This window comes from Caloramator mitchellensis (genome assembly GCF_001440545.1).
Lineage (GTDB): Bacteria > Bacillota > Clostridia > Clostridiales > Caloramatoraceae > Caloramator > Caloramator mitchellensis.
Genome location: NZ_LKHP01000001.1, coordinates 210,103 through 230,585 on the forward strand (window position 1 = coordinate 210,103; position 20,483 = coordinate 230,585).

A 20,483-nucleotide genomic window follows, 5' to 3' on the forward strand; every position below is an offset into this window, starting at 1 on the left:
GCTTTTTACTTTTTTGAAATGAGTTCATATAACCGATAATTACCAATTTACCACAATTTACTTATTGAAACCGGTCCCCTTTAATGTTAATATTTTATTAACAATTTTGCCGAAAGGGGTTTTATGATGCACAATTTAAACGTCGCATTTCTTTTATTCTAATCTTCACGCTAATTTTTTCTTTTATCAACATCAAAGTATTCGCAGACATTTTTAACAGTTATTCCTCAGAAGAAGATGCACTAAATATTACAGAAACTACTAAAAAGGAAGCAAAAATAATCAAGGAAGTAGAAGAAAAAAGAGAAAAGAACATAAAACATTTTAAAAGGATGACTTTACATATGAAGCAGCAATATATCCTACAGCAGTTCATTACTTAAAGGACGGTAAATGGAAGGATATAGATAATTCATTAATCCAGGCAAAAGATGAAGATAACTTAGACATTCTTGAAAACAAAGAAAACTCATACAAATAAAATTCCAACAGATGCTGCGAGTTCAACGGTTTATGCAAGATTTGGGATAGTAGAAGAGTCAGGGGATGCATATTTTGATGCACTACAGCTTGAGGATGGATTTGTAGCAAACAGATATAACCTTGTAGAAAATGCTGACTTTTTATATGGAACAGATACACCTACATTCTGGACAAAAAACAGCTACTTAAACAGCAACGACACAAAGGTTACATCAACAGCAGCACCAGGGCTTGATTCCAATCTATTTAGAATATTTGGTGAGGCAACAAAAACAAAGACCCTTTATCAAAAGATATATGTAGAAGGAAAAGCGGGAGATACATTTGTAGTATCCGGGTGGGCAAAGGCAAACTCAGTTCCAATATCACAGGGAAGATACTTTGCAATAGACATAGGCTTTGAAAAGGTAACAGGAGGATATGAATACCAAGTAGTCCCACTTAATCAGGATTCAAACGACTGGCAGTATATATCAGATAGAGTTGTAGCAGGATCGGATTACAAGAGCATAAACATATATGTTTTATACTACAATAATGAAAACATAGCCTGGTTTGATGGACTTGGGCTTTACAAAGAAGAATTTGGTGATAGGTTTGAATATGATACTAATGGAAACTTAACAAAGGTAATAGATATTGAAAACAATCAAACAAACTTAACCTATGAAAACAACGATGTTACAAATTACACCGAACCAAAAGGCAATTCATCAAGTTTTTCTTATGATGAGAAACATAATCTAACAGAAGGGACTTCATCTGAGGGGACACTGCAAAACTACTCATACGATGATCACGGCAATGTAATTGAAACCAAGATAGGACCAGAAACAAATTATATAAAGACAACAACAACTTATGATGAAAATTACAATTATCTAAAAACCCAAACAGATGCGTCAGGAAATACCGTAAGCTATAACTTTAATACAACAAAGGGAGTATTAAACAGCCTAACAGATGCTAAAAATTCAATTATAAATTATGTTTATGACAATTTAGACAGAATGACAGAAGCCAAGATGGCATTAAATGAGAATGACGAGGTAAAGAATACTTACACCTATGCAAATGACAGACTAAGTGAAATAGGACATAATGGATTTAGCTATAGCTTTGTTTATGATGCATTAGGAAGAAATACGGAGGTTAAAGTTGGAAGCCAAAGCCTAATAACTAACATCTATGATTCCTACAGCAGGATAGAGAGTTCAACCTATGGAAACGGGCAAACAATAAGCTATAACTATGATGACCTTGACAGAATTACTGCAAAAAAATATAACGGAATAGAAAGGTTTAGATATGAATATGATGCAAGCGGAAATTTAGGCTATTTAGATGACTTTGTAAATGGGGTAAAATATAGGTATGTATATGATATTTCAGAAAGATTAATAAAGATAGAGGATTCCAATGGAAATAGAATAAATTATTCCTACGATTCAAACAGCAACAAAAGCAGCGTAGTTGAAAGGATAAACGGCTTGAGCTTTACAACAAGCTATTCCTACGATAAGGACAATAAGGAAAAGGAAATAAATCTTTCAAATGGAGCAAAGGTTACAAATAGTTATGACATTTTAGGAAGACTAAGCAATAAAGTTATTTTAACAGGGTCAGCATCCTTTACAACAAACTACAGCTATGAAGCAGGTGCATACCAAAACTCAACAACAAACAGATTAAGCGAGATTGATAACAATGGTAAAAAGATAAACTACACCTACGATGCAAATGGGAATATTGAAACAATAACCCAGGATGGAAAAAGAATTAAATATTATTACAACAAGCTAAATGAACTTATAAGGGAAGACAACCAAATATTAAACAAGACAATAGTATATACTTATGACTTAGGCGGTAACATTTTAAGCAAAATAGAATATCCGTATACAGAAGGATTACCTGAAAATCCTACTAAGACAATAACCTACACATACAACGATTCTAACTGGAAGGATAAACTAACAAGCTTTGACGGAAAGACAATAACCTATGATAATATAGGGAATCCTCTATCCTATAATGGCTATACCTTTACATGGGAAGAGGGAAGACAGCTTTCTAGGATACAAGGTAACGGCCTTAATATTTCCTTCAAATACAACGACCAAGGTATAAGAACCGAAAAAACTATAAATGGTGTTACAACAAAATATTACCTTTTAGGCGATAAAGTTATTCTTGAAACAAACGGCACCGATACAATCCACTATTCCTACGATAGCCAAGACAACCTTGTTTCAATGAATTTAAATGGGGTAGAATATTACTATATAAGGAACGGGCAAGGGGATATTATAGCTTTAATAGACGCAAACGGGAATGAAGTTGTAACTTATACTTACGATAGCTGGGGGAATATTATCTCTATTGACGGAAGCCTTGCAACAACTGTAGGGGTTAAGAATCCATATAGGTATAGAGGATACAGATACGATGAAGAGACGAATCTGTATTATCTACAAAGCAGGTTCTACAATCCTGAGTGGGGTAGGTTTATTAATGCGGATGCGATTGTAGGGGAAAAGGGAGAATTACTGTCCCATAACATGTTTGCGTATTGCAGCAATGATCCAGTAAACATGGAAGACCCAGATGGTGATATAGCATGGTGGGTTGGTGCAGCTGTAGGCGGAGCAATAACTGATTCAGTGCTATATCTTTTACAGCATAGTAATGGAGGATTTAGTTGGAGCGGATTAGGGAAAGCAGCTGCAACAGGTGCTATTACAGGTGTAGCATTAGCTGGAGCAGGAAAGTTTATTGCAAAGGGAGTAAGAGCATTAGTTTCCGCTAGAAAAGCGAAGACAATTATTAAGGGAACGAGTAGTACTGCTAATAAGCTTATTAAATTCAAAGGTGATGAAGCAGTTGCTCATTTTGAACGTCATGGGAAAGAAATGATGGATGCTCTAGGTAAAAAACAATACAATCTTAAGAATTACATGGATGATGCAAACTTTGTAATACAAAATGGTGAATTTGTTCCTGAGCTTAATGGATATGTAAGACTGATTGGTGGACAAGGAAGTGCAAAATATGGATTTGTTGGTTTAGATAGAGCAACTGGAAATATTACAACATTTCATATAAAACCTGTTTCCGAGTTAATAAAAAAAGCTCCTAGTCTAGGGTTAGGAAGATAATGGAGGTTGCGTATGGTGAAAATAAGTAAAGTAAAATGGCTTTCTGAATCTGCATTGGAAGCAGAAGTAACTGTATCAGATGGGACTTACGATTTGAAATGTTTTTCACAACCATTTAAGAAGGAACAGGGGAGGATTTTAAACGAGCCTATATATTGCTTCAATAATAAAAATGTGGTCAAAAGCCTTGAAAACAAATATGTTGTTGAAAAATTAAGTGAATCATTTGCTTATAAGTTAACAGGAAAATTTACTAATAAACATGATTGCTTAGTGCAACTCGGCGAAATTATTATACAATTAGAACAAGGTGTTATTCCAAATGATATAGAAGTTGGAGAATACATTAATTTCTATTGTCAGAGACTTGATTTATACTAGATACAAACACATGGGAAGAGGGCAGACAGCTTGCAGGAATTTTAGGTAACGGGCTTAACATTTCCTTCAAATACAACGACAACGGTATAAGAACAGAAAAAACTGTAAACGGAGTTACAACATAATATTACCTATCTTGTATCAAAATCATCGTCCAAAGACATATTGCACTATAATATTGATACAATGTGTGTGAAGCCATGAATTTTTAGGCTTTCTTTTTTTGGGGTATTTTACTATTAAAGGTGGGGGAAATTTGTGATTAATTAAAGACAAAGAGAAAATTTATTCACATAGGAGATAATTCAAAATTAGCCTATAGTCTTGCAAGCAAAGAGGAATTTAAATAAAAGTGTAGAATAATTTCTCTAAGTAAATAAATACAATCTTTAATTTTTTTTGAAATATGATTTATTGTTTAAAATCATTTTGTATTTAAGTTGCCTATTTTGTGCCCTAAATAATAGGTATAATGCTATAAAAGTCAAAGCTTGGTAAATTCTATTTATTTAAAAATATAAAGGAAGGGGGTTATTCGATGCCACTAGAAATAATCCGTAATGATATAACGAAAGTATACGCTGATGCGATTGTTAATGCAGCAAACTCTTCACTTCTTGGTGGCGGAGGTGTTGATGGAGCAATCCATCGTGCTGCAGGACCTGAGCTGCTTGAAGAGTGCAGAAATCTTGGTGGATGTGAGACTGGACAAGCAAAAATAACAAAAGGGTATAAACTTCCGGCAAAATATGTAATCCATACTGTTGGGCCTGTTTGGCAAGGTGGTAAAAATAATGAGGAGATGCTGCTGGCAGATTGTTATAAGAACTCACTTGCATTAGCGAAGGAATATAAACTTGAGAGCATTGCGTTTCCTTTAATATCAACAGGTGCCTATGGGTATCCCAAGGATAAAGCATTAAAAATAGCAATTTCAGTAATAGGAGATTTTCTGCTAAACAATGATATGACAGTTTATCTTGTTGTTTATGATAAATCAGCATTTGTCATGTCCGAGAAACTGTTTTCATCCATTAAGCAATATATTGATGATAAGTATATAGAAGAACAACCCTTTAATCGTAGATATTTGATTGAGGAAATGCACCAAGCGAGCTACTCTATGGAGCCTGAGTTTCAAACAGCTGAAGAATCAATAATAAACAAAAAGAAAAAACGAAGCCTTGATGATGCTATAAAGCATTTGGATGAAACATTTTCACAGATGTTGCTTCGTTTGATTGATGAAAAAGGCATGACAGAAACAGAAACTTATAAAAAGGCAAATATAGACCGAAAATTATTTTCTAAAATCCGAAACGATGTAAATTATAAGCCAAGTAAGCCTACTGCAATTGCTTTTGCTATTGCATTAAAATTAAACCTGGATGAAACAAAAAACCTGCTGCTTAAGGCCGGATATGCTCTCTCTAACAGTAATAAATTTGATATCATCATTCAGTATTTTATTGAAGAAGAAAACTACAATATATTTGAAATCAATGAAGCTTTGTTCGCGTTTGGTCAAAATCTATTAGGAGCGTAGTATGCATAAATTTAAAAGAATGACAGATTTGTCGCTTTCCATGCGACCATTCATTGTATTCTAAATGTTATACTTAAATTACAATAAATGGTTGATTGGAGGATAACGCCATGAAAAAAGGTTTAACAGAATTGGTATTTATTCTTGACAGAAGTGGGTCAATGAGTGGTCTTGAAAGCGATACTATCGGCGGATTTAATGCTATGATTGAAAAGCAGAAAAAAGAGCAGGGCGAGGCTCTGATTACTACAGTGTTGTTTGATGACAAATATGAATTGCTGCACGAGCACGTAAACCTTCGTAGCGTTGAACCTATTACAGATAAAGAGTATTTCGTAAGAGGTACTACTGCATTATTGGATGCAATGGGAAAAACTATCAACAAAATAGTAAATATTCAGAAACATATACCTGAAGACGAGCGAGCTGAACATGTTATGTTCGTAATAATTACTGATGGTATGGAGAATTCTAGCAAAGAGTTCAGTTATGAAAAAGTTCGCCAGATGATTGAGTATCAAAAGAGAAGATATGGCTGGGAGTTTATCTTTCTTGGTGCAAACATTGATGCCATTGCTACAGCAGAGCGCTTTGGTATAAGTCAGGATAGGGCGACTAATTATAATGCAGACAGAGAGGGCACTTTACTAAACTACGAGGTTATAAGCGAAACAGTAAGTTGTTTTCGAACTAGTCGTAAAATATCAGAAAACTGGAAAGCTCGTATTGAAGAGGATTTCAAAAAGCGAGGAGGAAGGTAGTAGATTATTTAAATAAAACAGCATATGTTGTACGTGCAGAATCTATATCAAGGAAATATGTAGTTGAAAAATTAAAAACAATTTGAAATACAGGTGCTAGTGCTCTTATAGGAAATATATTAAAGATAATTTCTATATTAACAGTAGAGAATGGGAAAACTACTGTTCTTGCAAAGGTTAGAACTAAGCATAAAGCAAAAGATGTAATGATGAAAAAGTAGTTAAGGATATTGCAATGTATGGGCTTAAAGAGATTGTAATACATCACATAAACTGCTTTAATGAGGCTTTAGAAATTTCAAAAACTATATAAGCAAAATAGTAAAGACAATGATAAATCTTTAATTGAACAAGTAAGCTTATATGAACCTAAACCTATTTACAATTTAAACAGTGAATTTATAAATAAATTAAAAGAATTTGATAAAGAAATTGCAGATTTGGCTAATGTTCCGGATGATTATGAAGAACCTCCTTTAAATTCTACAGAGCTTATTGAAAAAGATTTTAATGACGGTAAAATTTCATTAGAAAAAGCTTCTTTATTTAAGATTTTTGCCGATTATGATGAAAAGCGTCTTCCGGATAAATACAAATCTAATCAACCTGCCGATACTTGTGAATATGCTATAAGATATTTAGCAGATAATTGGGATAACATATCACAATAAACACAAAATGAGGAATTGCCATATCTTCTGCCCATAAATGATAATCGCAGTTTTTTTTCACCAGTTAATAAAAAAGAAAATAAAAGATCAAAGCTGAATTTTTTCAATGAAGCCTTTGCAGCAACAGAAGATTATCAGGAGTATGTTGATGAATTTACCATTGAAGACCAGAAATTTGAAATTGTATACTATGAAAACAAAAAATGGCCTGATAAAAAAAGGCAGTCAATAAAAACAATGGCTTCACAAGTTAAAGAGGCATTAATATATTCGTGGGGGAAGTTTAAACCATTAATGAAAATAAAACCTTCAAAGCCTTATATAATTGAAATATTTGAAATGCCAGAAACAATATGGGGTAATTCGTTTTATTTTAAAGGTAATTATAGAATAAGAATTAATGATTTATTATGTGATTTAGAAAAGTATGTTAAATCTACTATAGCACATGAACTTTTTCATACATTTCAGTTTGAACTAAAACTTGGTTATAAGTCAGTTGAAGAAATATGGTTAAGTGAAGCAACTGCTGTATGGTCTGAAAACTATGTTTATCCTGATTATAATGTGGAGTGAGTATCTGATCCGCTTCCTTTAGATGGCATAAGTCAAGTTATAGCTATAACTATGGATATGGATGATTGGAATGCTAAAGGTATCAATATATCAAAGGAAATTAATGCATTTAACCATAGGTGTCCTTTAACTAAAGCTTTTTTGGTGGATTTTGATAAGATTACTAAACAACTAAAAAATATCGAAAACATGCCTGGAATGGAGAAAAGTATTGTTCCTAATTCTAAAGAAATGAAAGAGGCAATGGACTTTTTAAAAGAAAATAATAAAAATAAAATTTATATACCAAATCAGGGGAATACAAATGGATTATCAACTTTGAATGCTATAAATACTATAACTAAAGCAATGACTCCAGGGAATAAGATATCAAATGGATCTGCAACACTTAAAATAAGGGTTAATGCAGTGTACACGAAATATTATGGAGAATAAAATCTTGTAGTTTGATTAAACTTTGCTATTGTGTATAATTTAAGGTTTTAGTAGAAATTAATTTAAAAGATATTATAAATATGGGGAGGGGATAACTTGCAAACTGATACGTTTGCTTTCAGCAACGGGCAAAATGTAGAAATTTTTACTTATAAATGGATGCCAAATGAAGATAAAGAAATAAAAGGTGTAATTCAAATAGCTCATGGAATGGCTGAAACTGCTGCAAGGTATGATAGATTTGCAGAATTTTTTACTAACGAAGGATATGTAGTATATGCAAATGATCATGTAGGGCACGGAAAAACTGCTAAATCTATCGAAAATGTTGGATATACAGGCAAAGATGGATTTAACAGAATGATATACGACATGAAGCAATTAAATGATATTATAAAAAAGGAATATCCAAATGTGCCTGTGTTTTTATTAGGACATAGCATGGGGTCATTTTTAGCACAATCGTATATAACAAAATATGGAAATACAATTAACGGTGTAATCTTATCAGGAACTGCAGGGAAACAGGGAATACTCTTGGACATAGGAATTTTTCTTGCTAAGCTTGAGATGAAGAGAAAAGGAGAGAGATGGCAGAGTAATTTGCTCAACAAATTATCCTTTGGAAATTATAATAAATCATTTAGGCCTAATAAGACTGAATTCGACTGGTTAAGCAGAGATGAAAAAGAGGTTGAAAAATATATTAATGATCCATTCTGTGGAACGGTCTTTACAGCAAGCTTCTACTATGATTTTTTTAATGGGCTTAAGAAAATACACCAAAAGAATTATATGGCTAAAATTCCTAAAGACTTACCGATTTATATTTTTGCAGGTGAACAGGATCCAGTGGGAAATAAATGTAGGACTATTAAATGGCTGATAGAAAAATATAAAAAATTAGGGATTAAGGATGTTTCTTATAAATTTTATAAGGATGGGAGACATGAGATGCTAAATGAGATTAATAGGGATGAAGTTATGAGTGATTTACTGTTCTGGTTACAGTCAAAAATAATCAAATAGAAATGGATTTAGAAGTAGTAAAAAGTATAGAATGATATTAAGGATTAAAGGAAATTTGAAGTATGAAAATTAGTAGGAACTAAATTTGAATAAAATAATGTTTATTAGTATAATGTTGTTGAACTAATGATGAAACTAAGGAGGACAAGTAATGAAAATTTCAAAAAATGATGCATTAATGTGGTTTGAATTTTTTTCACAATTACCTGAAGACGAAGAACTTAGTCCAAAGCAGGAAGAAATAGTTTATGCCACTTTTGCACAAATTGAAGCAGCTGTTGAAAATAGAAATGTTGCATTGATGTCTAAAATTAAGAATTTAAAAACATTGGAGAATAGAACTTATTTTGTGGGAAATGAAAATAAATTTTCAAATGGATGCCGTTCTTGTCTACTAGGCACTGGGTTAGGCGCAGTTAGAAAAACAAATAGATGCAATTTAAACTGTAAATTCTGCTATAACTATGGACACATAGATGAAATGCCACCAATTGGAGAAGATTTTTGGGAAATTGGTGGAACTAAGTTTTATGAAAAGGATATTGATTTACTGCTATCAATTTATAAAAAGCCAACTGGAATTGCATATGTTTATTTAGAACCATTCATGGAAATAGAAAAATATTTTCCGATTATAAAGAAATTTAGCGATGCTAAAATTCATCAACATCTTTATACAAATGGAACTTTAGCAACTGAAGATACATTGAAAGCTTTAGGAAAAGCAGGTCTTAACGAGATACGTTTCAATTTAGGGGCCTCAGATTGCTCGGATAAAGTTATTGAAAATATAGGCATAGCTAAAGAATATATTGAAAGAGTAGGAATTGAAACTCCAATGACACCTGAGTTTTTTGAAAACTTTTTTGAGAAGAAACAAGCAATTTTAGATACAAAACTTGATTTTATTAATTGTGCTGAATTACACCTAAATGAAAATAATATTTACAATTATTATGGAGAAAATATGTATATTTCAAGACTTGGCTATATATCTCCAATTTGGAGCAGAGAATTAACACTAAATTTTATGAAAATTGCTGATGAAGAAAATTGGAATTTAGCAGTTCATGATTGTTCTAACTATACTAAATTTGCCAGAGGTTTAAATTTGAGCAGTAAAGAAGGCAAATGGTTTGGAGCCAGCAGCTATGCTTGTGAATTTACTAGAATTCCTTATGAAGTCTTCTTGCCAATATTAAGGGACGAAAGCTTTAAATTCTTGATTGAAGAAGAATTACCCTACGGATACAAAATAGGAGAATTGATGTTTTAGCAAGCTTGATTTTAAATAGGAGTGGGAAATTTAAAAACCTCACTCCTATATTTTTTTAAATAAAAAAAGAAAACTCTATTGATATTTAGCCGACTAACTGTTATTATAAATATAGTTAGTCGGCTAAATAATGTAAGCGTAAATACACTGCGATAATGAAAGGGGGATATATATGGACAATTGCAATTTTGATAATTTACATCAAGCTTTTATGATGGTCATAAAACTTCATTATCAGAGATTGCATGCTACTTTAGAAAAACTAGGTCTCTATCCAGGACAGCCACCTATGTTATTTATTCTGTATAAAAACAATGGACAAAGTCAAAGGGAACTTGCAGAAAAGCTCCATATTAAACCTGCAACTACAACAGTAATGCTGACTAGATTAGAGAAGGCAGGACTAGTTACAAGAAAGCAGGATGAATTAGATCAGAGGATTTCAAGAGTATATCTTACAGATAAAGGCATGGAAGTGTGTGAAGTTTTAAAGAAGGTAATGGGGGATTTGAACGAAGAGTGTTTTGGAAATTTCTCTGATGACGAAAAGGAACTATTGAGAAATCTTCTTCAGAAGATGGCAGATAATTTATCAAATAAATGTGAAAATCTTAAAGATAAAGATTAATATTACTAAGGATAATAGATAATTAGTATATTAAACTGTTAGGAGATGATCAGCTGTGTTAAAACTTTATAAGTTTTTAAAGCCATATGCTGCTATGGTAATAGGAGCATTTATTTTTGTGGCTTTACAATCTTTAGGAGATTTATATCTTCCAACACTTATGTCAGACATAATAAATAAAGGTGTAATGAAAGGCGATACAAACAAGATAATACAAATAGGCGGGATAATGCTTTTGGTTGCCGGTGGCGGAGTAATATGTTCCATAACAGCAAGCTACCTGTCAGCATATATATCCTCTAGCTTAGGAACTATTTTGAGAAGTAAGATATTTAGAAGAGTAGAAAGTTATTCTTTAAATGAATTTGATAAATTGGGAACAGCAACTTTGATTACAAGAACAACAAACGATGTTACACAAATACAAACCGTAACAGTTATGATACTGCGTCTGATGATTAGCGCACCGATAATGGCTGTTGGCGGAGTTATTATGGCTTTTAGAAAGGATAGACCGCTTACATTAGTCCTTGCTGTTGCTGTACCGGTTCTTGCTGGTGTTGTGGCGTTATTAGCTTCTAAAATGATACCACTTTTTAAATTGGTTCAGGTTAAAATAGATAAAGTTAATCTAGTATTACGTGAAAAACTCACAGGAATAAGAGTTATTAGAGCATTTAATACAGTTGAGCGTGAAAAAAAGCGATTTGATGAGGCGAATGTCGACCTTACAGAGAACTATATAAAGGTCAATAGAATTATGGCATTTATGATGCCTTCAATTATGCTTATTATGAATTTAACTTCTTTAGCAATTCTCTGGTTTGGAGGTATTCGTATTAGCGAGGGTAATATGGACTTAGGAGCACTTGCAGCATTCACCCAATATGCTATGCAAATTATGTTTTCTATGCTAATGCTTGCAATGATGTTTATAATGGTTCCTCGTGCACAAGCAGCGGCTGTAAGAATTAATGAGGTTCTTGATACAGAACCTGAAATAGTAGATGCAGAAGTAACCAATAATAAATTTGAAGGCAGAGGTTTTGTCGAGTTTAGAGATGTAACCTTCAGTTACCATGGAGCAGAAGAGCCGGCTTTAAAGAATATTTCATTTTCAGCAAAGCCCGGGGAAGTAACAGCTATAATAGGAAGTACGGGAGCTGGCAAATCAACATTAGTAAATTTAATTCCAAGATTTTATGATGTTGATAGTGGAAGTATTTTGATAGATGGAGTCGATGTTAGAGAAATATCGCAGGAGGAACTTAGAAGAAAAATAGGTTTTGTTCCTCAAAAGGCAATCTTATTTTCAGGAACAATTGCAGAAAATATCAAGTTTGGAAATGAAAATGCTACAGATGAAGAAATCAGGCATGCAGCAGAAGTTGCTCAGGCTTTAGAGTTTATCGAAAGTATGGATGGTGGATTTGAACATAAAATAGCACAAGGCGGAACAAATGTGTCGGGTGGTCAAAAACAGCGCCTTTCTATTGCTCGTGCACTTGTTAGAAAGCCAGAAATATATATTTTTGACGATAGTTTTTCTGCACTTGACTTTAAAACGGATGCAAAATTAAGAACAGCACTAAAAAATGAAACTAAAGACGCAACTGTAATTATAGTTGCCCAAAGAGTTGGGACTATTATGGATGCAGATAGGATAATTGTTTTAGATGAGGGAAGAATTGCAGGAATAGGAACTCACAAGGAACTATTGAAAAACTGTGATGTTTACCGTGAAATTGTATCCTCACAGCTTTCAGAGGAGGAGATGGTATGAGTGAAAACAGAGGAAGAATGAAAGGACCAATGGGGAACAGAGGCGGCGGACATATGGGTTTGGGAAGACCAGTTGAAAAGCCAAAAGACTTTAAAGGAACTTTTAAAAGGCTTCTTCGCTATCTAAAACCCCATACAACTAATCTGATTATTGTTTTGATTTTTGCAATAGCAAGCACAACATTTACAATAGCAACCCCAAAAATAACAAGCAAAGCAATGAATAAATTACAGGATGCATATATGTCCCGCAAAATGCTATCGGAAATGGAAAAGATGCAAGAAAATATGCTGAATCAGCTAAAAATTAAGATGGAATATTATCAAAAAAATTCAACAGAAAAAGAAAAAAATAATTTGAATAACGAAAGCATAAAGGCTATACAAGAATTTGTTTCACTACCAAGGCTAAAGACGCTGACAAACGCAGATGAAAAGGCTGATGTTGTAAAAAAGATTCTTGAATTAAGCAAAAAAATGAAAGGCAGTATGGAAAATACACCAAAGGATGCTAAGGAAAATATTGAGTTTACAGATGAGCAAATAAATGCAGTTATCAAGGCAATTAGGGAAACCAATGGAGAATATGATTTTAACTATATTGGAAAGATCGCACTAATACTTATAGCTATGTATATTATAAGTTCACTGTTTAGTTTAATAATGGGACTTGTAATGTCAGGGGTAGCACAAAAAACAGTCCGCGATTTAAGAAGAGAAGTAGACGATAAACTTTCAAGACTGCCACTTAAGTATTATGACCAGCATGCTCATGGAGATGTCCTAAGCCGTATTACAAATGATGTTGATACTATAGCAACTACATTGCAACAAAGTTTAACACAAATTATTACTTCGGTTATTACTATAATTGGTTATATCATTATGATGCTAACAATAAGTCCTACCTTAACATTGATAGTCTTAGCTACAATGCCTTTGTATGTTATAGCAACAGCATTTATAGCCAAGAAATCCCAAAAATACTTTGCTATTCAGCAAAAGGAACTTGGGGAATTAAGCGGTCATGTTGAAGAAATTTATACAGGACATAAAATAGTCAAAGCATTTGGAAAAGAAAAAGATGCAATTAATGAGTTTGAAGCAATAAATTATAGACTCAAGGACTCAGGATGGAAGGCGCAGTTCATATCTGGAATCATGTTTCCATTAATGAACTTTATAAGCAACTTAGGATATGTTGGTATAAGTATTGTCGGTGGAATATGGATTACAAAGAGTCGTCTTGGTATAGGCGATGTCCTGGCGTTTATACAATATTCGAGGTCCTTTACTATGCCTATTGTTCAAACAGCAAACATTGCAAATGTAATCCAATCAACTATTGCCTGTGCTGAACGCGTATTTCAAATCTTAGATGAAGAAGAAGAAATCCCAGATAGTAAGGATGCAGTCGGACTAGACAATCCAAAGGGCGAAGTTAAGTTTGAACATGTAAGTTTTAGATATAAGGAAGATATTCCGCTTATAGAAGATATGAATTTAGATGTAAAGCAAGGTCATACTATTGCAATTGTAGGACCGACAGGTGCAGGCAAAACTACACTTGTGAACCTATTAATGCGTTTTTATGAAATTAATTCAGGAAAAATAAGTATTGATGGTGTTGATATAAGAGACATCAGAAGAAGTGAACTAAGAAGAATGTTTGGTATGGTTCTTCAAGATACCTGGCTTTTCAATGGCACAATTAAAGATAACATAGCTTATGGAAAAGAAGGAGCAACCATGGAAGAGATTGTAAACGCAGCAAAAGCAGCCCATGCTGACCATTTTATAAGAACACTTCCACAAGGATATGATACAGTTTTAAATGAAGAAGCAACAAACATTTCACAGGGACAAAAGCAGCTATTAACTATAGCTCGTGCAATACTTGCCAACCCTACAATACTTATACTTGATGAAGCTACAAGCAGTGTCGACACTAGAACAGAAGTATTAATTCAAAAAGCTATGGCTAATTTGATGAAGGGTAGAACAAGCTTTGTCATTGCCCATAGACTTTCCACAATACGTGACGCTGAGAAAATTTTAGTAATGAATCATGGAAGTATAATAGAAATGGGTAGCCATAAGGAATTGCTTGCAAAGGGCGGATTCTACGCAGACCTTTACAACAGTCAATTTACAAGTGGGAATGTAGAGGCCTAAGTATAGTAAATTTTGTTAATTTTTAAGTTTCATCTAGGTTCTATACCTGGGTGAAACTTTTTGATTTTAATTATAAGACTCTTATATCTATTTGTAATTTTCTGTAGAAAAGAATTTAAATTAGTGTTAAAATTATACTGGATACATAAAATATTAAACTGAGAAACAAAAGTATTCTTAGAAGGGAGTTTTTAAAATGAGTAAACCGATTCTTTCAGCTCACTTTGAATCAAGAACACCATCAGATGTAAGATTAGCCCAGATGAAATATGAAGAACGTAAGGTTAAGCCTCAAGCTGTAATAAACGTAGGTATTGGTAATGTTTCACTCCCTACAAATCCAGCTATGATGAAAAGAATGTTTTCACTTGATGCACCTGAGAGCCCATTTGCAAAAGGTGTAATAAGATATACAACAACAGCTGGTTTAAAAGAAACTCAAGATGCTTTTAAGAACATCTTGAATGCAGAGGGTTTTGATACTAGCAAACTTTATGTTCAGATAACAGATGGCGGCTCTGCTGCTATGGAATTGTTATTATTAGGCGTATGCGGTCCAGCAGGATCAGATGAAAGACCACTATTGATGATTGACCCAGCTTACACTAACTATATTTCTTTTGCAGAAAGAATAGGTAGAAAAATAGTTACAGTTAAACGTAAATTAGATGAAAACGGAAAGTTTAGCCTTCCAGAAATAGATAAAATTGAAGAAATGATTAAAGAATATAATCCTGGAGCACTTCTTGTAATACCATACGACAATCCTACAGGACAGCTTTATGACCATGAAACACTTGTTGAGTTAGCTAAATTGTGTGTAAAATACAACATGTGGATGGTTAGCGATGAAGCTTATCGTGAACTTTACTATACTGGTGATACAAGACTTGTAAGCGTTTGGGGAGTTACAGATGCAGAAGTTCCTGGAATTGAAGGGAGAAGAATCAGTCTTGAAACTGCTTCAAAAGTGTGGAATGCATGCGGCTTAAGAATTGGAGCTCTAATAACTGACAATGCTGAATTTAACAATAGAGCTGTTGCTGAATATACCGCAAACCTATGTGCTAATGCAATCGGACAATATATATTCGGAGCGCTTGCACATGAATCAAAGGAACAGATTTTGGATTGGTGCAAGAGTATTAGGAATTACTATAAAGAACAAATTATAAATGTATATAATGGACTCAAAGAATTAGAACCCAATTTAATCGTTTCAAGTCCAGATGCTTCAATATATTTGGTTATTGATGTAAGGAACGTTGTAAAACCTGGATTTGATTCAATAGACTTTGTTCTTTACTGTGCAGGAGAAGGTGCAGTTGAAATCGATGGAGTTGAAACAACTCTATTAGTAGCACCTATGAAGGGATTCTATAATGTTGAAAATGATGATGAAAATCCAGGAAAAACTCAATTTAGAATTTCATTCGTAGAATCAGCAGAAAAAATGGCAAAGGTTCCTGAGTTGTTTGTAAAACTTTTAAGACAATATGAAGCTCAAAGATAAAAAGTAATATATAAGGTCATAGCTAAATATGTTTTGGCTATGACCTAGTTTTTATTGAATCTTTATAAAACAATAAATTTCAAATTTATATAATGTCAACTGGAGTTCCTATGGGAACCATTTTGCTTAATTCTATAACATCTCGGTTAAACATTCTTATGCATCCATTGGATATACTTTTCCCAATTGAAGAAGGGTTATTGGTTCCATGAATGCCATACCCCCTTATATTTAAGCCTAGCCATCTTGCACCGAACGGACCACCTGGATTAATAATTTTATTAATTATATAAAATTTGCCCTTAGGAGTAGGAGTTGATGGCTTTCCAACTGCTACGCCATATTTTTTTATTGGTATGCCGCTTTTATATAATGTTAATATGCGACTTGAAGTGTTAATTCTTATGGTATACGAAGATTTACTACGAATAGAGTCAAAAATCATATTACACTCAGTAAAAGTGCTTTATATATTATATTCTTAAAATAGAAAAATGTCGAAAAAAATTTTAAAAAAATTTTCTATTTTTAATGAATATTTTTTGATTAAATGGAAAAATTATAAAATGAAGGCTCAAGTAAAAACTTGAGCAGGAAACAGCAGTTTCCATAAACAGAACCCCCCATCCCCCTTAGGGCCAAATGGCCCTACTTTTTTTAAAAAAGTTAATTTATTTATTAAATAAACATTGAATATTTTGGCCATTTTGGTATAATCAATAAAGGGGGTGATTGTGTGAGAAAAAATTTGGTTCCTGGAAGTTTTCAGTTGATGAAGAAAATTAATACAGGGTTAATACTAGATGCAATAAGATTATATTCTCCAATATCAAGGGCAGAAATAGCTAAAATGCTAAATTTGACCCCTGCAACAGTTACAAATATTACGGCAGAATTGCTCAAAAGAAATATAATCATTGAAAGCGATTTAGGACAATCAACTGGCGGAAGAAAGCCAGTGATGCTAAAAATAAATGCAAATTCGTATTATTTGATAGCGACACATATTGGTTCTACAAGAGTTAGAGTAGCTATTATGAATATGGAATCAGAGATATTAGATTCAAGAACAGAAAAACTATATGAAAACATCGAATATGAAGTTGCACAAGATATACTATTTAGATTAATAAGAGAAATTATCAATGATAATAAAATAGAAAAAAACAAAATACTTGGGATTGGTGCTTCAGCTCATGGTATTGTTAATTTCGAAAAGGGAATTATTGTTTTTGCACCTAATTTTGGGTGGAAAAATATACCTTTAAAGGACATACTTGAAGATGAATTTGAAATTCAGACTTTTGTTGATAGAGATGTAAGATCGATGGCATTAGCAGAGAGCTGGTATGGAGAAGGTAGGGAAGTTGAAAGCTTTATTTGCATTAAAGTTGGTTACGGAATTGGTGCTGCAATTATTAATAATAAGCAGCAGGTAAGGGGCGTAACCGATGGGCTTGGTGAATTTGGACATACTAAAATTGAAATCGATGGTAGAAAATGCATATGCGGAAATAAAGGATGCCTTGAAGCTTATGCTTCGGAAAGGTCGATAATCAGATTTGCAAAAGAAAACGGTTATGAAGATGATTTAAGCATCGAAAAAATAAATCAAGAGACGTCTCATGGAAATAGTAAAGTTATAGATGCTATTAATAAGGCTGGACATTATCTGGGGATTGGTATTGCGAATTTAATAAACATTTTTAACCCCAGTTTAATCGTAATTGGTGGAGATTTAATAGATGTCAATGATGTGTTCTTTCAAGAGGTAGTGCAGTCGGCTGAAAAGTATGCATTAGCAGATTTGTTCGAACATGTTAAAATAAAAAGAACTAAGACTGGAAAGGATGCAATTATCAAAGGTGCTGGCTTGCTGGTATTGGATAATCTTTTTGACAGTATTCAAAGGGAGGTAATTATATGAAAAAATATGTTATAGGCATCGATGTTGGTGGGACAAACATTGTCACTGCATTATCTGATTTTCAGGGAAATGTATTATTTAAAACTAAGGTTTCAACAGAAGCTTTTAGAGGCTATAAGAACACAATATTTAGGATTAAAGAGCAAATTGAAATTGTTTTAAACAACAAGGGAGCAAAAATTGAAGAGATTGCTGGAATTGGTATTGGTGTTCCAGGCCTTATTGACGTGGAAACTGGAATGTGCTACTTTTCTGGAAACCTAGGTGACGAATGGCAAAATGTAAATATAAGAGGAGATTTGAGTAGTTTTGATGTTCCAGTTTTCTTAGATAACGATGTTAATGTCGCTGCATTAGGTGAAAAATATTTTGGAGCTGCTAAAAATAGCAAGGATTTTATATATATTACAATCGGAACTGGCATTGGTTCTGCAATAATTGCAGACGGCAAAATGATAAGAGGCCACAGATTCTGTGCTGGTGAGTTTGGTCATCTAACAGTGGACAAGAATGGACCACAATGCACATGTGGCAATATTGGATGTATAGAGGCTATTGCATCTGCCCCTGCGATTGCAAGAAGAATAAAGGAAAAAATCAATTCAGGAAGAAAGTCAATAATGCCTGAACTTGCTGGTGGAGTAGAAAGGGTATCAGCTAAAATACTTTCTGATGCTTATGATAAAGGAGATGAGCTTGCAATAGAAATAATGAAGGAAACGGGTGAATGGCTTGGAATTGCAATAGCTGGTTATATTAATATTATTAACCCTGAGCTATTTATTATTGGCGGTGGAGTTTCGAGAGCAGGAGATAGGCTTTTAAAATATATAAGAGAAGAAGTAAATAAAAGAGCTATGAAAATTCAAAAGGAAACATGTAAAATTATTACAGCTTATCAACTTGACGAAGCAGGAATGATGGGAGCTATTGCTGCAATACTTGAATATCTGAACATCATAAATTAAAGTTAGACCCCCCATTTGTTATGAAAAACCATGGGGGGTTTAGTTATTTAATTTTGTTAACGCTTAATATTTTATATTGAGGATTTTTGCTATCATATTTTTGTAATCCTAATCTTACTTGATAAATTGTAGTTTCTAGGCCAATTTCTGTTTCTTCCTCTGTTCTTATCATATATGTGCATTCTGATGGAACATCGTATTTATCATACTTTACTTCGTGTAAGTTTCCATCTAAGAATTTTCCTTTTGAGATAACTTCTAATATTTTATTATTAGCTTCTATATTGCTTGTTTCTGCTTCTTGCGTCTCCATATAACTTATTAAAGAATTGAGGGCAAGCTTACCTAAATTCATAGAAGTTGGCATTACATAAGGAATTGGACCGTTTGAATTAAGTGTGAAGTATTGATAGCTAAGATTTTCCCTGTCCTTTCTGCCAACGACTACTATAGGTTCTAAGTCTTTGCTTTTTATCATTCCAAAAATAGAATATCTACCAGACATAATCTTTGCAATTTTGTCCTCGTAAACTTTATAAACATGTAAAATTGGTCCTTTTTCATCGGATGATTGGATTATTATTTCCTGAGTTTTATCGTTGTCTAAATCTTTGCAAGTTAAATTCATAGGCCAGTTTGTATTGAAAAATCCAAGAGATTTAATTGTGCTATCAGGCTCTAAGGTAAATGTTTTTTTCTCGTCTGTCTGAACAGTGACAGTATAGGCTGAAGTTTTTTCGTCAGTTGAAACAAAAATAGAATCTGTTTTGCCGTCGTTATTTAAATCCGTATAGTATGTGTTGGGTTGATTAAATGTATTAATAGTCTGTTTTGTTTTCATCATTAATAGGACAATTGCAGCTACGATTATGATTGCTAAAATTACAAATCCCCATATAATCTGTTGTTTCTTAACAACATAAATTTTTAATTTCATTATGTTCACCTCCACTAAATTATATGACTGATTAATTAAAAATATTTGTGGAAAAATAAATATGGAGGTGTTTTTAATGTATAGAAAAGGTAACTTATTAGATAATACTACATTTGAATTCTTAAAGCCTGGATGGATTGCAATACATCTTATTGGTGTATTAGCTTTATTTGCTTCTGTAGCATATTCTTGTGACATGAAAAGGAAATATTTGTCTTGATTAATCATTTGTATTTC

The 20,483-nt window shown here is 33.0% G+C and carries 19 protein-coding genes; 17 read left to right on the forward strand and 2 right to left on the reverse strand.

Going from position 1 to position 20,483, the window contains the following annotated elements; all coding sequences use genetic code 11:
* Positions 1-452 precede the first annotated feature (452 nt).
* The 14 genes from ABG79_RS12650 to ABG79_RS01105 all read left to right on the forward strand — a co-directional run bounded on the left by ABG79_RS12650 (position 453) and on the right by ABG79_RS01105 (position 16,414).
* Positions 453-3,641 (forward strand): RHS repeat domain-containing protein, encoded by a 3,189-nt coding sequence (locus ABG79_RS12650; protein WP_242859285.1) that lies wholly within the window; start codon positions 453-455, stop codon positions 3,639-3,641.
* A gap of 12 nt (positions 3,642-3,653) precedes the next feature.
* Positions 3,654-4,022 (forward strand): hypothetical protein, encoded by a 369-nt coding sequence (locus ABG79_RS01050; RefSeq protein WP_057976203.1) that lies wholly within the window; start codon positions 3,654-3,656, stop codon positions 4,020-4,022.
* 538 nt (positions 4,023-4,560) lie between these two features.
* Positions 4,561-5,568 (forward strand): O-acetyl-ADP-ribose deacetylase, encoded by a 1,008-nt coding sequence (locus tag ABG79_RS01055; RefSeq protein ID WP_057976205.1) that lies wholly within the window; start codon positions 4,561-4,563, stop codon positions 5,566-5,568.
* Positions 5,569-5,678: 110 nt separating this feature from the next.
* The gene (locus tag ABG79_RS01060) at positions 5,679-6,329 is read left to right on the forward strand and encodes a vWA domain-containing protein (protein WP_057976207.1); all 651 of its coding nucleotides are present in this window, start codon (positions 5,679-5,681) and stop codon (positions 6,327-6,329) included.
* A gap of 134 nt (positions 6,330-6,463) precedes the next feature.
* Positions 6,464-6,550 (forward strand): hypothetical protein, encoded by an 87-nt coding sequence (locus ABG79_RS12805; RefSeq protein ID WP_423230081.1) that lies wholly within the window; start codon positions 6,464-6,466, stop codon positions 6,548-6,550.
* 219 nt (positions 6,551-6,769) lie between these two features.
* A complete protein-coding gene (locus ABG79_RS01065) occupies positions 6,770-7,000 on the forward strand; it encodes a hypothetical protein (protein ID WP_057976209.1) in 231 nt (76 codons plus the stop codon).
* Between the two features lie 15 nt (positions 7,001-7,015).
* A complete protein-coding gene (locus ABG79_RS01070) occupies positions 7,016-7,576 on the forward strand; it encodes a hypothetical protein (RefSeq protein WP_057976211.1) in 561 nt (186 codons plus the stop codon).
* 51 nt (positions 7,577-7,627) lie between these two features.
* The gene (locus ABG79_RS01075; protein ID WP_057976214.1) at positions 7,628-8,011 is read left to right on the forward strand and encodes a hypothetical protein; all 384 of its coding nucleotides are present in this window, start codon (positions 7,628-7,630) and stop codon (positions 8,009-8,011) included.
* Between the two features lie 96 nt (positions 8,012-8,107).
* The gene (locus ABG79_RS01080; RefSeq protein WP_057976216.1) at positions 8,108-9,040 is read left to right on the forward strand and encodes an alpha/beta hydrolase; all 933 of its coding nucleotides are present in this window, start codon (positions 8,108-8,110) and stop codon (positions 9,038-9,040) included.
* A 151-nt stretch (positions 9,041-9,191) separates the two neighbouring features.
* Positions 9,192-10,316: a radical SAM protein gene (locus tag ABG79_RS01085; RefSeq protein ID WP_057976218.1), complete on the forward strand. Its 1,125-nt coding sequence runs from the start codon at positions 9,192-9,194 to the stop codon at positions 10,314-10,316.
* 172 nt (positions 10,317-10,488) lie between these two features.
* Positions 10,489-10,944 carry a MarR family winged helix-turn-helix transcriptional regulator gene (locus tag ABG79_RS01090; protein WP_057976220.1) on the forward strand — a complete coding sequence of 152 codons (456 nt, stop codon included), beginning with the start codon at positions 10,489-10,491 and terminating at the stop codon, positions 10,942-10,944.
* A gap of 55 nt (positions 10,945-10,999) precedes the next feature.
* The gene (locus ABG79_RS01095; protein ID WP_057976222.1) at positions 11,000-12,727 is read left to right on the forward strand and encodes an ABC transporter ATP-binding protein; all 1,728 of its coding nucleotides are present in this window, start codon (positions 11,000-11,002) and stop codon (positions 12,725-12,727) included.
* Positions 12,724-14,901, forward strand: coding sequence for an ABC transporter ATP-binding protein (locus tag ABG79_RS01100; RefSeq protein ID WP_057976225.1), 2,178 nt, complete (start codon positions 12,724-12,726; stop codon positions 14,899-14,901). Before ABG79_RS01095 ends, ABG79_RS01100 begins: the two co-directional genes overlap by 4 nt.
* A 196-nt stretch (positions 14,902-15,097) precedes the next feature.
* Positions 15,098-16,414: a pyridoxal phosphate-dependent aminotransferase gene (locus tag ABG79_RS01105; RefSeq protein WP_057976227.1), complete on the forward strand. Its 1,317-nt coding sequence runs from the start codon at positions 15,098-15,100 to the stop codon at positions 16,412-16,414.
* An 85-nt stretch (positions 16,415-16,499) separates the two neighbouring features.
* Here ABG79_RS01105 and ABG79_RS01110 read toward each other — a convergent pair whose 3' ends face one another.
* On the reverse strand, positions 16,500-16,859 hold the full coding sequence (locus ABG79_RS01110; RefSeq protein ID WP_057976229.1) for a L,D-transpeptidase: 360 nt from the start codon (positions 16,857-16,859) through the stop codon (positions 16,500-16,502).
* Positions 16,860-17,150: 291 nt separating this feature from the next.
* Here ABG79_RS01110 and ABG79_RS01115 point away from each other — a divergent pair, with 291 nt between their 5' ends.
* A complete protein-coding gene (locus ABG79_RS01115) occupies positions 17,151-18,341 on the forward strand; it encodes an ROK family transcriptional regulator (protein ID WP_057976232.1) in 1,191 nt (396 codons plus the stop codon).
* Positions 18,338-19,309 carry an ROK family protein gene (locus tag ABG79_RS01120; protein ID WP_057976234.1) on the forward strand — a complete coding sequence of 324 codons (972 nt, stop codon included), beginning with the start codon at positions 18,338-18,340 and terminating at the stop codon, positions 19,307-19,309. The genes ABG79_RS01115 and ABG79_RS01120 overlap by 4 nt, the downstream gene beginning before the upstream one ends.
* 43 nt (positions 19,310-19,352) lie before the next feature.
* On the opposite strand, the gene ABG79_RS01125 is transcribed toward ABG79_RS01120, so the two are convergent.
* Positions 19,353-20,246 carry an FG-GAP repeat domain-containing protein gene (locus ABG79_RS01125; protein ID WP_057976236.1) on the reverse strand — a complete coding sequence of 298 codons (894 nt, stop codon included), beginning with the start codon at positions 20,244-20,246 and terminating at the stop codon, positions 19,353-19,355.
* 76 nt (positions 20,247-20,322) lie between these two features.
* Here ABG79_RS01125 and ABG79_RS12450 point away from each other — a divergent pair, with 76 nt between their 5' ends.
* Positions 20,323-20,466: a hypothetical protein gene (locus tag ABG79_RS12450; protein ID WP_160318203.1), complete on the forward strand. Its 144-nt coding sequence runs from the start codon at positions 20,323-20,325 to the stop codon at positions 20,464-20,466.
* Positions 20,467-20,483 lie beyond the last annotated feature (17 nt).